Here is a 13,120-nt window from a genome sequence, read left to right on the forward strand (position 1 = left end):
GTATCGGGCGGCACCGACGCCGCGGCGCTGCTGCACCTGCAGCGACGGGCCCACTTCGAGGAGGGCCCGCCCTCGGCCGCGGTACGGCGCAACCGCATCGATCGCCTGCTGGCCATGGTGCTGGACAACCTCGACGAATACGTCGACGCCCTGGTTCGTGATTTCGGCACCCGGTCACGAACCGGCGTCCTGTTCGCCGAAGTCCTGGGCATGCTGACCACGATCGAGCACACCCGTTCCCATATCGACCGATGGATGCGTCCGCGAAATCCGAAACCCCTTGCGCGCCTGTACGGTATACGCGCCCAGGTGCAACCGACCCCGCTGGGTGTGGTGGGCATCATCGGGCCGTGGAACTTTCCGCTGCAATTGATCGTGGCCCCCGCCGCGGCGGCCTTCGCCGCCGGTAACCGGGTCATGATCAAGATGTCGGAGATCACCGCGCACACCGCGGAGCTCACGCACACGCTCGCGCCCAGCTACTTCGACCCGGCCGAACTCGCGGTGGTCACCGGCGGACCGGATATCGCCGCCGCGTTCTCCGCATTGCCGTTCGACCACCTGTTCTTCACCGGCTCCACCCGGGTCGGCCGACTGGTCCAGCGCGCGGCGGCGGCCAATCTGGTGCCGGTGACCCTCGAACTCGGTGGGAAGAACCCGGTGGTCGTGGCGCCGGATGCCGACCTGGGCCGGGCCGCGGCGCGGATCGCGCGGGCCCGTCTGGTCAATGGCGGGCAGGTCTGTGTGAGCCCGGACTGCGTCTTCGTCCCGCACGAGCGGGTCGACGCCTTCGTGGCGGCGGCGCGCGCGGCCTTCCGCGACTTGGTCCCCGATATCGCGGGCAACGACGACTACACGGCCTGTGTCGATCAGGTCAACTACGACCGCGTCATCGGCCTCGTCGACGATGCGCGGGCACGTGGCGCGTGTGTCGAGGAGGTCGTTCCGTTCGGCGAGAAGCCGCCGGATCCCAGCCTGCGCAAGATCGCCCCGACCATCGTTCGCGACGTCACCGACGAGATGGCCATCGCCACCGAGGAGGTCTTCGGCCCGGTCCTGGTGGTACGCCCGTATTCGACGCCGGGTGAGGTCGCGACCGCGCTCAATGCCGGTCCGGCACCTCTGGTCGCGTACTGGTACGGGCCCGACGGCGCGGAATTCCGCGAATTCGTGCGCCGTACCCGCAGCGGCGGCGTCTCCCGAAACGACTTCGCGCTGAACATGTTTCCCGAGGACGCGCCGTTCGGGGGCGTGGGCGAGAGCGGAATGGGCGCCTATCGGGGCAAGGCTGGTTTCGACACCTTCACCCACTACCGCACCGTGGTCGGTACCGATCTGCCGTTCGTCGTCACCGCGTTGGCCGCCCCGCCGTTCGGTGGCGGGCTGCGGCGTGGCATCGATATGGCGCTGCGCCTGGCCTGCCGGCGCACTCATCGCCGCTTGAATCCATGAGTGGCCGCCGAACGCACGGACCGGCCGATGCTCGGCGCGTGCAGAAGTATTCGCAGTCGACGACTTTCGCTCGCGTTCGCGCGGCGGACAACCGAAGGAGCCTCCGTTGTCTCAGTCCGTGACCGATGCCCAGACCTCGGCATCAACCCTGACGATCGTGGCGGCGGCCGATGCCGCGGCGGCGGCGCTGCCGGACCGGGACCTGGTGGTTCGCGGGGACCGGCGCTTCACCTATGCGCAGATCGCCGAGCGGTCCAAGCGGTTGGCGACCTATCTGCACAGCCGCGGATTGGGTTGTCACATCGAGCGTTCCGAGCTCGCCGGTCACGAGGTGGGCCAGGATCTGCTCGGCGTCCTTGCCTACAACGGCAACGAGTACATCGAGGCCACGATCGGCGCGTTCCGGGCGCGGGTGGCGCCGTTCAACGTGAACTACCGGTACGTCGGCGCCGAACTGCGGCATCTGCTCACCGACGCCGGCGCCACCGCGCTCGTCTATCACGCCGCCTTCGCGCCCATACTCGCGCAGGTACTTCCGGAACTTCCGCAGTTGCGGGTGCTGATCCAGATCGCCGACGATTCGGGTAACGAATTGCTCGACGGCGCAATCGATTACGAGACCGCGATCACGCGGACCGAACCGCGATCGCTGCCGGAGCCGAGCCCCGACGATCTGTACGTGCTGTACACCGGCGGGACGACCGGTATGCCGAAGGGCGTGCTGTGGCGACAGTACGACATCTATATGGCCGGCTGCGGTGGCCGCAACAACGAAACCGGCGCGGTGGTCGAATCCGCCGCCGAGGTGGGTGCGCGGGCGGCGGCGAATCCGGGGGTGAATCTGCTGATTCTCCCGCCCCTGATGCACGGCGCGGCGCAATGGGCGTTCCTGACCGCCATGACCACGGGGCAGACCATCGTCTTTCCGTCGGTGGTCGACCGCTTGGACGCCGAGGACGTGGTACGCACCATCGAGCGCGAGCGCGCCGGGGTGGTGATCGTGGTCGGCGATGCGGTGGCGCGTCCGCTACTGGCCGAGGTGGAGGCGAGCAAGCCGGATCTGTCCTGCATGGTTGCTTTGGCCAGCGGCGGCGCCGTGCTGAGTCCGGCGCTGAAACAGCGCTGGATCCAAGCCGTTCCGGGCCTCGTGGTGTTCGATGCCGTGGGCGCGTCGGAGACCGGTGCTCAGATGCACCATGTGTCGGCGGCGGGCTTCGTCTCCTCCGGCACCTTCGCCGCCGGCGTCGACACCTGTGTGGTCGCCGAGGATCTCGGTGCGGTACTGGAACCCGGCCACGACGGCATCGGCTGGCTGGCGCAGAAACGTTTCACGCCGCTGGGATACAAAGGGGATGCGGCCAAGACCGCCAAGACCTTTCCGGCCATCGGCGGGGTCCGCTTCGTACTGCCGGGGGACCGGGCACGGCATCTGGCGAACGGCGCCATCGAACTGCTCGGCCGCGACGCGGTGACGGTCAACTCCGGCGGGGAGAAGATCTTCGTGGAGGAGGTCGAGGTGGCGATCTCCTCGCATCCGGGCGTCGCCGATGTCGTGGTGGTCGGCCGGCCGAGCGAGCGGTGGGGGCAGGAGGTGGTGGCGATCGTGGCACCGGCCGCGGGCGCCGAACCGACCGCCGAAGAGCTGATCGTACATGCCGCGCAGTCGCTTTCACGCTACAAGCTGCCCAAGGCGGTGCTGTTCCGGCCGGAGATCGTGCGCAGTCCGGTAGGTAAGGCGGACTACCGGTGGGCGCGTGATCAGGCGGTTGCCGCGAACTGACTACCGGCCCGTGCGGGCGTTGCCGATCAGCCGGGCGCCGATGATGAGGCGCTGAATCTCACTGGTGCCCTCGTAGAGTCGCAGCAGCCGGACATCGCGATAGATCCGCTCGACGGGCACCCCGCGCATATAGCCGGTGCCGCCGTGGATCTGCACCGCGGAATCGGCCACGCGACCGACCATTTCGGTGCAGTACAGCTTCGCTGCCGAGGGGGCGATGCGACGGTCCGCACCGGTGACCCACGCCCGCGCGGCGTCGCGCACGAGTGCCCGTCCGGCCATGACACCGGTCTGCATGTCGGCCAGATGCGCCTGTACCAGCTGGAATTCACCGATCGGTGTGCCGCCCTGGGTGGCGGTCGCCGCATAGGCCACCGACTCGTCGAGTGCCCGCTGCGCGGTACCGACCGACAGTGCGGCGATATGTACCCGGCCGCGGGCCAGCGAGGTCATCGCGGCCCGATAGCCGATATCCTCACGACCGCCCACCAGTGCCTCGGGGCCGACCCGAACGTCGGAGAACCGGACCTCGGCCGTCCACGCTCCCTCCTGTCCCATTGTGCGATCCTCGGGACCCACCTGCACACCCGGTGCGTCGGCCGGTACCAGGAATACCGAGATACCGGGACCGGCGTTGTCGGCCGGGCGGGTCCGGGCGAACACCACGAACAGATTCGCCACCGGCGCGTTGGTGATGAATCGCTTCTCCCCGTTGATGATCCAGTCCTCGCCCGAGCGTCGGGCAGCGGTGCGCAGGGATGCCGGGTTCGATCCGGCGCCGGATTCGGTGAGCGCGAACGAGGCCACGACCTCGCCGGAGGCGATGCGCTCGAGCCAGGTCGCCTGCTGTTCGCCGGTGCCGAAGCCGACCAAGACCTGACCGGCGATCCCGTTGTTGGTGCCGAACAACGATCGCAGCGCGAGCGTGGTGTATCCGAGTTCCATCGCCAATTCCACATCCTGGGCCAGATTCAGCCCCAGACCGCCCCATTTCTGTGGGATGGCGTAGCCGAACAACCCCATCGCCTTGGCCTGTTCGACGATCTCGGCCGGCACGCGGTCGTCCTCGGCGATCCGCTGCTCCCGCTTCATCACCACCGATCGGACGAAATCCCTTGTCTGGTCGAGAATTACGCGGAAGTCATCCGGGGTGATGACGTCGGCTCCGGTGGACGTGCTCGTCATGGGCAATGCCTCCTCGCGGCCGGTACCGCGCTGCCGAAGTGCGCCCGCACCGCTGCCAGATCCGCCTTGCCCGACGGGGTGCGCGGGATGACCGCGACGACGGCGATCTCGGCGGGAATCTCATAGGGGGCCAATCGGTCTCGGAGATAACCGAGCAGCGCCGCGGCGTCGACGGCCGAGCCGTCCGCCGGTTCGACCATCGCGACCGGAACCTCGCCGAGGCGCGGATCGGGCCGGGCGACGACAGCGGCGCCCAGCACGGCCGGATGGCTTTCCAGCGCGGTGCGCACATCGTCGGGCATGATCTTGAAACCGCCGCGGATGATGGCCTGGTCCGCGCGGCCGAGGATCCACAGGAATCCGTCCGCGTCGATGCGGGCCAGATCGGTGGTGCGCATCCAGTTCGCGGACGGGCCGAATTGACCGGGTGCGACCTCGAGCAGTCCGGGCCGGCCCGCCGGCAACTCCGCGCCGTCCTCGTCGACCACGCGCAGCCGTGCTCCGCCGGTGGCGCGTCCGACGCTGCCGCGTTTGTCCCGCCAGTATCGCTGGTGGTCGGCGAGGGTCCATCCGGCCACACCGCCGCCGAATTCGGTTGCGGCATAGGAGGTCAGCACCGGGATTCCGAATTTCTCGTAGAACGCGTCGGCGTCCTCGGCGGACAGTGGTGCGGTGCCCGAGGTGACCACCCGGATGCTGGACAGGTCGTCGCGGGTGAGCTCCGAATGCAGGACGGTGCGTACCGCGGCCGGGACCAGGGATACGGCCCCGGGGCGATGGCTGCGCACGGCACGAGCCCACTGTTCGAGCCGGAAACGCGGCAGCAGGACGAACGGGCGGGCCTCGGCGATGCACTGCAGAATCCGGAATACGCCGCCGATGTGCACCAGTGGTGCGTTCACGATGGCGATTCCCGTCCGTGGGTGTGTCGGGGCGGGCGCGTTCTCGGGATCGGGCCCGATGACGCTGCGCGCCAACATGTCGTAGGTGATGTCGACGCGTTTGGGCGGTCCGGTGGTGCCGCTGGTGAGCATGCGGACCGCCACATCGGACGGCGTCGTGCCGGTTCGGGCGCGGGGTACGGGCGTCGTGTGTAGCCGGGGTTCGGCGACCGTACCCTCGATCACCAAGGTTGCCGTACCCGGGGCCGCGGTGACCAGTTCGGCCAGGTCGTCGGAGGCGCCGATGATCAGCGGTAGCCGCAGCGCGGCGATATCGGCACGAGTGCGCTCATCGCCGCGCGAAGGATTGATCACCACGACGGTCCCGCCTCCCAGCAGCACCCCGAGCAGGGCCGCGACATGTTCGGGTCGGTTGCGCAGCAGGATGCCGACTTCGCGACGGCCCAGCGGATACGCGGTGACGAACGCGCGGATCCGACGGGCGAGAACGCCGAGTTCGCGTCGGCTGACCCACTGCTGCTCGTATTCGATCGCGGGGGCATCCGGTCGCAGCGCCAGGGTGTCGGCTATCCGGCGGCTGAGTGCATGGGTGGTGCGGCTCATCGGCACTGCCATTGCGGTGTCCTCTTCTCCACGAAGGCCTTCGGGCCCTCGAGCGCGTCCTCGGTGCGGGTCACCCGCTCGCGGAACGATTCGGCGAGCATCTCCGCCTCGTGCAGCGGCACGTTCAGGCCCTTGACGATCGCCAGCCGGGTGCCGCGAACGGCAAGGGGCGCATTGGAATTGACGATGCCGGCGATCTCGTGCGCACGTTCCAGCAGTCGCTCGTGCGCGACGATCTCGGTGATCATTCCCAGTTCGTACGCTCGCTGGGCGTCCATCCGCTCGTGTTTGCCCAGCAATGCCATCCGCAGCGCGACGGTTCGCGGCAGCACCCGGGACAGTCGCACGGCCTCGCGCCCGGCCACGAGACCGATGCTGACGTGGGGGTCGAAGAATTGCGCACGCTCGGAGGCGATGACGATATCTCCGGTCGTGACCCAGTCCAGTCCAGCGCCACAACACAATCCGTTGATCGCGGCCAGAACCGGTTTGGTCATGGTCCGGAACGGCGGGGTGCCCTCCTGCGGCGCCTCCCACTGTTCATAGCTGGACAGATACGGCCGTTCGTTGATCACCTTGCCGTCACCGGGGATGGCCTTGACATCGGCGCCGGTGCAGAAGGCACGGCCGGTGCCGGTTACGACGACGGTCCAGATCTTGTCGTCGTTCCCGCTCTCGGCATAGGCGGCCCGGAGTTCGGTGATCATGTGCGGGCTCAGCGCGTTGAGTGCGTCCGGGCGGTTGAGGGTGATTGTGGCCGTATGCCCGTCGACGCGGTATTCGATGGTGTCGAACGGCATGGAGATTCCTTCACAGGCTGGCCGGGCAATGGGTGCGGCGGCGTCCGCACCGCCGCGAGCGTGGTCACGATATCGTTGTGTACGCCGATACTGTTACATATACAGTAGATAATACCGTCAGCTCCCGGCAATGGTGCGAACCGCCCACCAGGCCGTGTGATGAACCAGGAAGAGGCAACCCGATGAGCAGTTCCAGTACCGCCGGCGGGCGCGTTCTCTACGAGGTGGATCCCGACCGCCGGATCGCCACCCTCACGCTGAACAACCCCGCCCGGCGCAACTCCTACGACGCGGCCATGCGTGACGGCCTCGCCCGCTACCTGGACGAGGTCGCCGAGGACGACGACATCGTCGTGGTCCTGCTGCGCGGCGCCGAGGGCGTATTCAGTACCGGAGCGGATATGAACAACGCGTACGGCTGGTACGGGGAACGCGCTGACAGCGACAAGCCGGAGCGGGGCCGGCCCAGCCAGCGCCGCCGCCTCACCGTCGATCGCAAATCCTTCGGCTTCTACCACAACTTCATGGGCTTTCCCAAGGTCACCGTTGGTGAGATCAGTGGCTACGCCCTGGGCGGCGGCTTCGAAATGGCGCTGATGACAGATATTTCGGTGATCGCCCGCGACACCCGGGTCGGAATGCCCGCGGTCCGCTTCCTCGGACCCGCGCTGGGCAGTCTGCACATGTTCTTCCACCGGCTCGGTCCGGTCCTGGCCCGCCGGCTGTTGCTCACCGGCGACATCGTCGAGGTGAGCGCGATCGAGCGGCTCGGCATCTTCACCGAGGTCTGCGATCCGGCCGCGGTGGGTGCGCGCGCCCGGTACTGGGCGGAGAAGGCGGCGAAGATGCCCGCCGACGGCGTGGTGATCGCCAAGGAGGCGTTCCGGTTGGTGGAGCAGAGTCAGGCCTATCAGGGTGAAGAAGTGGCCAGCTATCTTTTCCACGCCTTCGGCACCAATCTGCAGTTCTCTCCGGGGGAGTTCAACTTCGTGAAGACCCGTGCCGAGCACGGCACCAACGAGGCGTTCCGGTTGCGTGACGAGCACTTCCATGTCCCGGAGCCGGATCCGCGGTAGCGGGCCGGATACGGTGCGGCAGCCGTTGCTTCAGGTGGCTGCCGCACCGTTGGCTCGGGGCGGGACGCCGGTTTCACTGCGGTTCGCCTGGTTGCGTTCGATCAAACGGCCGGTGTGGTCGAGGATGCACCGCAACCCATATTCGAAGTTGTGTTCGTCAGGTGCTCCCGAGCGCAGCCCTTCGGCCATCGCCTCGGCGAGCAGCGGGGTGGTTTCGCCCTCGATCAGGATGCTGTCGTAATAGGCGCGGTGAGCGCCGCCGGACTCCCGGTTCTTGTCGTAGAGCCGTTGCAGCACAACCGATCCGCTGATGTGGAGATTGATCGCGGAATAGGTGTGGAGGGCTTCTTCGACCGAGAGTCCGGCATCGACCAGACTGGCCACCGTCCGCTCGACCTGATCGGCGCCGACCCGGACCGCGTGCTGGCTCAGTGCCGAGCGCACCAGTATCAGATCGCACAGGATCGGATTGTCCAGGAATATGCGTCGCATGGTGCGGGCGTGGTTGATCAGGCTCTCCCGCCAATTCGAGGCTTGCACATAGGGAAACGGGATGGCGTAGACGTAGAGCCGCAGCGCGCGATCGGTCATCGCGTTGAGCAGGTCGTCCTTCTTGCGGAAGTACCAGTAGATACTGGTGACGCCCACATTCAGATGCCGGCCGAGCAGCGGCATGCTGAGCCCGTCGATGGAGACCTCCTGTGCCAGCTCGAACGCGCCGCCGATGATGTCCTCGGGGTTGAGCAAGCCGCGCTCTCGGCGCGGGCGTTTCTGTCCCGCAACGCGTTTGGCCGTCATGGCCGACCTCCCGCACCCCAGGCCCCGGTGAAGACCGGATCACGTTTCTCCGCGAATGCCGCGAACGCCTCGATGACATCCGCGCCCGACAGGTTGATCGTCTGCGCGCGCAACTCGTCGGCGAGTGCGTCCCGCAGGGTGCGGTCGGCGCCGTTGTTCACCAGCGCTTTGGTCTGTGCCAGTGCCAGCGGCGGTCCGGCGGCGAGCCGGGCGGCGATACCGTCGACGAACGAATCGATCGACTCCTCGGGCTGGACCCAGGTAACCAGACCGAGCGACTGTGCCTCGTCCGACTGGAGCGTCTCGGCCAGCAGGGTCAGGCGCTTGGCCTGTTGCAGGCCGACGAGTTTGGGCAGCAGCCAGCTGCCGCCGCAATCGGGGGACAGGGCCCGTTTGGTGAAGATCTGGCAGAAGCGGGCATCGGGAGTGGCGACCACCAGGTCGCAGCCGAGGGCGATATTCCAGCCCGCGCCGGCCGCCACGCCGCGCACCTTCGCGAGGGTGGGCACCGGTAGGTCGTGCAGTTGCTGGATCACGTCGTTGATGGCGCGGATCATCCGGCTCGGATCCGAAAACCCCTGCGCCCCAGCGGCATCGGAGATATCCGCGCCGGAACAGAAGTTTCCGGCTGCTCCGGTGACGACCACCGCGCGGACGTCGTCACCTCGCGCGACCGCATGCAGGGCCCTGCCCAGCTCATCCCACAGCTGTGTGTTGATCGCATTCTTCAGCGCCGGGCGGTTCAGCGTCAGCGTCAGTACGCCTTCGGATCGGTGGTGCAACAGGGTTTCCGCTCGATCTGTCACTGTGTCGTCCTTTCATGTCCGGAATCGCCCGCGGAGGGGCCTATGGTGCGCGCTTCGCGCGGGTCGCCGATCTCGAGAGCGTCGAATCCCGCGGCGAGCGGGACGCTTTCGGTGTGGCCACCGATGGCCCAACGGCGTCCGAGGCGGTTGGAATCCCGAGACGACAGGTGGCGGGAGCAGACCCGGCGCCGGTCCGGCCGACGGTCAGGAGATGACATCGAAGCTGACCCGCAGGGTGTTGGGCGAGCGGAAGGGCTGACCGAAGATGTGCGGATCGCCATCGGACTGCAGGGTGAAGTCGGTGAGCCGGTCGAACAGGCATTCCATCGCGACGCGGGTTTCCATCCGGGCCAGATGCAGTCCCAGGCAGGTGTGCGCACCCGCGGTGAAGCTGATGTGCGGGATATGGGTGCGGAAGATGTCGAATTCCTCCGGCCGCTCCCAGCGGTTCTCGTCGCGATTGGCCGAACCCAGGCACAGGTCCAGGACCGCGCCTGCGGGAATGGCGGTGTCCGCCAGGTGCGTATCTTCGGTGACGTAGCGCTGGACCAAGGTCAGCGGCGTCTCGTAGCGCAGCCCCTCCTCGATCGCCTGCGGCAGCAGATCGCGGTTCCGCTGCACGGCCCGGAACTGCTCGGGGTGGCTCAGCAGCAGGTAGAGCAGGTTTCCGGAGGATCGGTAGGTGGTTTCCAGGCCGGCCGGCAGCAGCAGGCGCAGGAAGGAATAGATGGCCTCGTCGGTCAGCTTCTCGCCGTCGATCTCAGCCGTGACCAGGTCGTTGATGATGTCGTCGGTCGGATTGCCGCGCCGCAGTTCGATCTGCCCGGTGAAATATTCCTTCAGTTCGTTCGATGCCCGCAGCGCCCGCGGCACCTTGTCGGCGTAGCTGATGATCGCCACCGCCGCTTGGCGGAAGAACGGCAGATCCTCCTCCGGCAGGCCGAGCAGGGCCGCGATGACCCGGGTCGGAAATTCGAAGGTGAACTCCTCGACCAGGTCGGCACTGCCGCGCTCGGCGAATTCGTCGATCAGCGCATCGCAGACCGGCCGCACGATCTCCGGTTCCCAGCGCAACAAGGACTGGGGCCGGAAGGCGGTGGACACGAGCCCACGGTGTGCGCGGTGCCGGGCGCCGTCCATGGCCAGCAGGGTCGGGCCCATGAACGTCCCGATGGTGGAGTCGTAGAGCTTCGAACTGAACACCCGGTTGTTGCGCAGGGCGGCACTGACTGCCGAATAGGAAACCGCGGCATAGGAATCGGAGGGACGCAGATTTTCCGGGGTCTTGGAGTAGTCCATGACCGTCCCGTGGAACACGGCTCCCGCACGCCGCTTGGCGGCAAAGTACGGATAGGGGTCGCGTAGGTCCAGGGTGTCGCCCGCCATCGCTGATTGGTCCTGAACCGGGATGTCCACAGCTCACCTCGATGTTGTCGTTCGCGCAAATCCGGCGGAATTAGTTACTGTAATACCTACAGTATATGTCGCTGGCAGGCGAATCCTGGTTGTCCGTACCGCTTTCGGGTGGCGGGTAGGCCGCCCTCGCTACAGCTGAATGGGCGGGCCGGCGACCAGGGGAGCGACGAATCCGCCGTCGACATGGAGGTCCTGGCCGTTGATCCAACGGGCCTGCGGCGATCCCAAGAAGGCGATGACGGGCACGATGTCGTCGACGGTGGCGTGCCGTCCGACCGTGGCCGCCACCGTATCCAGCACGTCCTTGCCCATGGAGGCCTCGAAGTCGGCCAGGATCGGGGTCTCGGTGGGGCCCGGGCTCACCGTGTTCACCCGGATGCCGAACTTCCGCCAAGCCGTCGGCGCGAGCCGTTTCGCGAAGATGATCGCGGCCTGTTTCGAGGTGCTGTACACCGGATAGTCCGGATCCTGGCTCGCCTGCCAGCGCTCCACCTCGTCCGGGTCGGTCGTCGCGAGCAGGTCCGACAGCGCCGCCACGCGCTCCTGCCAGCCGAGTGCCGCTACCGAGGCCACGGTCACGATCGCCCCGCCGTGGCGCAATCGCGGCAGCATGCCCTCGACCATGAGGCGCATGCCGAGGTAGTTCACCTTCAGGACATCGGCGGCCGGCGCGGTGCCCGGGATGCCGGCGATGTGGGCCAGCAGATCCCAGCCCGGTTCGATGCGCTCCAGCAGGGCGGCGACGGCCGAGGGGGCGCGCAGATCGCATTGCTCGTGCCGCGCTGCCGGAGTGTCGTTGGGGCGCAGATCGATGGCGAGCACGTGATCACCGTTGTGGTGGAAGTGCGCGGCCGTCGCGGCGCCGATGCCCGAGCCCGCGCCGACCACGACGATCCTGCGTTGATCGGATCCCATGAATACCACCGTTCCGTCGTCGCGGTCAGTTATAGAATGCTTGACAGTAAGGGTCACTATAAAGCACTCTAGTGGCCGCGACAACGGACCGCTGCGCGTGCGTAACGGGCTGGTGAACATGAAGACCCGCAGATCGAAAGAGTCGCTCATGAGCATGCCGATCGTCGACGACGCCGCGAAGGTATTGGCGAATCCCCGGTGCTATACCGACGAGGTGACACTGCACGCGGCCTTGGCCGAATTGCGTGCCAAGGCGCCGGTTTCCAGGGTGGAGGTGCCCGGCTACAAGCCGTTCTGGGCGATTACCAAGCACGCCGACATCCTGGCGGTCGAACGGGCGGATCGACTGTTCACCAATTGGCCACGGCCGGTGCTGATGACGGCCGCCTCCGACGACATGCAAGCCGCGGTGGGGATTCGTACCCTGATCCACATGGACGACCCGCAGCACCGTGTCGTTCGCGCGATCGCCGCCGATTGGTTCAGCCCCAAGGCGATGAAGGCGATGGGTGAGCGCATCGAGCAACTCGCGAAGCGATACGTCGACCACATGCGTGACGCCGGCGGGGAATGCGACTTCGTCCGGGAGGTCGCGGTCAACTTCCCGCTGTATGTGATCATGTCGCTGCTCGGCGTTCCCGAGGCGGACTTTCCGCTGATGTTGAAGCTGACCCAGGAACTCATGGGCAGTGACGACGACGAATTGAAACGGAGCGAGCAGTCCGACGAGGCGATGAATTCCCTGGTCGAACTGTTCCAGTACTTCCAGAATCTGACCGCGCAGTGGCGCGAACGCCCCACCGGTGACCTGGGTTCGACAATTGCCAACGCCCGGATCGACGGCGAGCCGCTGTCGGATATCGACACCATGTCCTACTACGCGATCATCGCCACGGCCGGGCACGATACGACCAGTAGCAGTATCTCCGGCGGCCTGCGCGCCTTGATCGAGCACCCGGATCAGCGAGAACGCCTGCGCGACAACCTCGATCGGATGCCGCAGGCGACCGAGGAGATCATTCGCTGGGTCACTCCGGTCAAGGCGTTCATGCGCACCGCCGCCCAGGACGCCACCGTCAACGGAGTGCCGATATCGGCGGGCGATTCGCTGTTGCTGTCCTACGCGTCGGGCAATCGCGACGAGGACGCCTTCGACCAGCCGTTCCGGTTCGATATCGGGCGCGAGCCGAACAAACACGTCGCCTTCGGGTTCGGCGTGCACTTCTGCCTCGGCGCGGGACTGGCGCGGATGGAGATCAACAAGTTCTTCTCCGAATTGCTGCCGCGGCTGCGGTCCATCGAACTGAACGGCGCCCCCGAGCTCACGGCGACGACATTCGTGGGCGGCCTCAAACACCTGCCGATTCGCTACTCGCTGGTCTGACGG

General features: G+C 67.0%; 11 protein-coding genes. 4 read left to right on the plus strand and 7 right to left on the minus strand.

The genetic code is table 11. The features are described 5' to 3' along the window. Positions 1-27: 27 nt before the first annotated feature. A complete protein-coding gene (locus NV1_RS34850) occupies positions 28-1,452 on the plus strand; it encodes an aldehyde dehydrogenase family protein (protein ID WP_067901642.1) in 1,425 nt (474 codons plus the stop codon). A 106-nt stretch (positions 1,453-1,558) separates the two neighbouring features. Beyond that, positions 1,559-3,232 (plus strand): acyl-CoA synthetase, encoded by a 1,674-nt coding sequence (locus NV1_RS34855; RefSeq protein WP_245714085.1) that lies wholly within the window; start codon positions 1,559-1,561, stop codon positions 3,230-3,232. On the opposite strand, the gene NV1_RS34860 is transcribed toward NV1_RS34855, so the two are convergent. Genes NV1_RS34860 through NV1_RS34870 form a run of 3 tightly spaced genes read right to left on the minus strand, consistent with a single transcriptional unit; the run spans position 3,233 to position 6,722 of the window. Further along, the gene (locus tag NV1_RS34860; RefSeq protein WP_067901550.1) at positions 3,233-4,417 is read right to left on the minus strand and encodes an acyl-CoA dehydrogenase family protein; all 1,185 of its coding nucleotides are present in this window, start codon (positions 4,415-4,417) and stop codon (positions 3,233-3,235) included. Further along, positions 4,414-5,934 carry a class I adenylate-forming enzyme family protein gene (locus NV1_RS34865; RefSeq protein ID WP_245714086.1) on the minus strand — a complete coding sequence of 507 codons (1,521 nt, stop codon included), beginning with the start codon at positions 5,932-5,934 and terminating at the stop codon, positions 4,414-4,416. The genes NV1_RS34860 and NV1_RS34865 overlap by 4 nt, the downstream gene beginning before the upstream one ends. Beyond that, on the minus strand, positions 5,919-6,722 hold the full coding sequence (locus tag NV1_RS34870) for an enoyl-CoA hydratase/isomerase family protein (protein WP_067901553.1): 804 nt from the start codon (positions 6,720-6,722) through the stop codon (positions 5,919-5,921). The genes NV1_RS34865 and NV1_RS34870 overlap by 16 nt, the downstream gene beginning before the upstream one ends. A gap of 182 nt (positions 6,723-6,904) precedes the next feature. On the opposite strand from NV1_RS34870, the gene NV1_RS34875 reads away from it, so the two are divergent. Beyond that, on the plus strand, positions 6,905-7,798 hold the full coding sequence (locus tag NV1_RS34875) for an enoyl-CoA hydratase/isomerase family protein (RefSeq protein ID WP_067901557.1): 894 nt from the start codon (positions 6,905-6,907) through the stop codon (positions 7,796-7,798). 30 nt (positions 7,799-7,828) lie between these two features. On the opposite strand, the gene NV1_RS34880 is transcribed toward NV1_RS34875, so the two are convergent. From NV1_RS34880 to NV1_RS34895, 4 genes are all read right to left on the minus strand, one after another. Beyond that, entirely contained in the window at positions 7,829-8,596 is a 768-nt protein-coding gene (locus NV1_RS34880; RefSeq protein WP_067901561.1) for a TetR/AcrR family transcriptional regulator, read from the minus strand. After that, positions 8,593-9,402 (minus strand): enoyl-CoA hydratase/isomerase family protein, encoded by an 810-nt coding sequence (locus tag NV1_RS34885; RefSeq protein WP_245714087.1) that lies wholly within the window; start codon positions 9,400-9,402, stop codon positions 8,593-8,595. Before NV1_RS34885 ends, NV1_RS34880 begins: the two co-directional genes overlap by 4 nt. Positions 9,403-9,606: 204 nt before the next feature. Further along, complete coding sequence (locus NV1_RS34890; RefSeq protein ID WP_084526230.1) at positions 9,607-10,788, minus strand: cytochrome P450; 1,182 nt, start codon at positions 10,786-10,788, stop codon at positions 9,607-9,609. 159 nt (positions 10,789-10,947) lie between these two features. After that, positions 10,948-11,733 carry a coniferyl-alcohol dehydrogenase gene (locus NV1_RS34895; RefSeq protein ID WP_067901569.1) on the minus strand — a complete coding sequence of 262 codons (786 nt, stop codon included), beginning with the start codon at positions 11,731-11,733 and terminating at the stop codon, positions 10,948-10,950. 148 nt (positions 11,734-11,881) lie between these two features. Between NV1_RS34895 and NV1_RS34900 the strand changes: the two genes are divergently transcribed. Beyond that, positions 11,882-13,117 carry a cytochrome P450 gene (locus NV1_RS34900; RefSeq protein WP_067901572.1) on the plus strand — a complete coding sequence of 412 codons (1,236 nt, stop codon included), beginning with the start codon at positions 11,882-11,884 and terminating at the stop codon, positions 13,115-13,117. Positions 13,118-13,120 lie beyond the last annotated feature (3 nt).

The sequence above is a fragment of the Nocardia vaccinii NBRC 15922 genome (assembly GCF_001613305.1).
Classification (GTDB): Bacteria; Actinomycetota; Actinomycetes; order Mycobacteriales; family Mycobacteriaceae; genus Nocardia; species Nocardia vaccinii.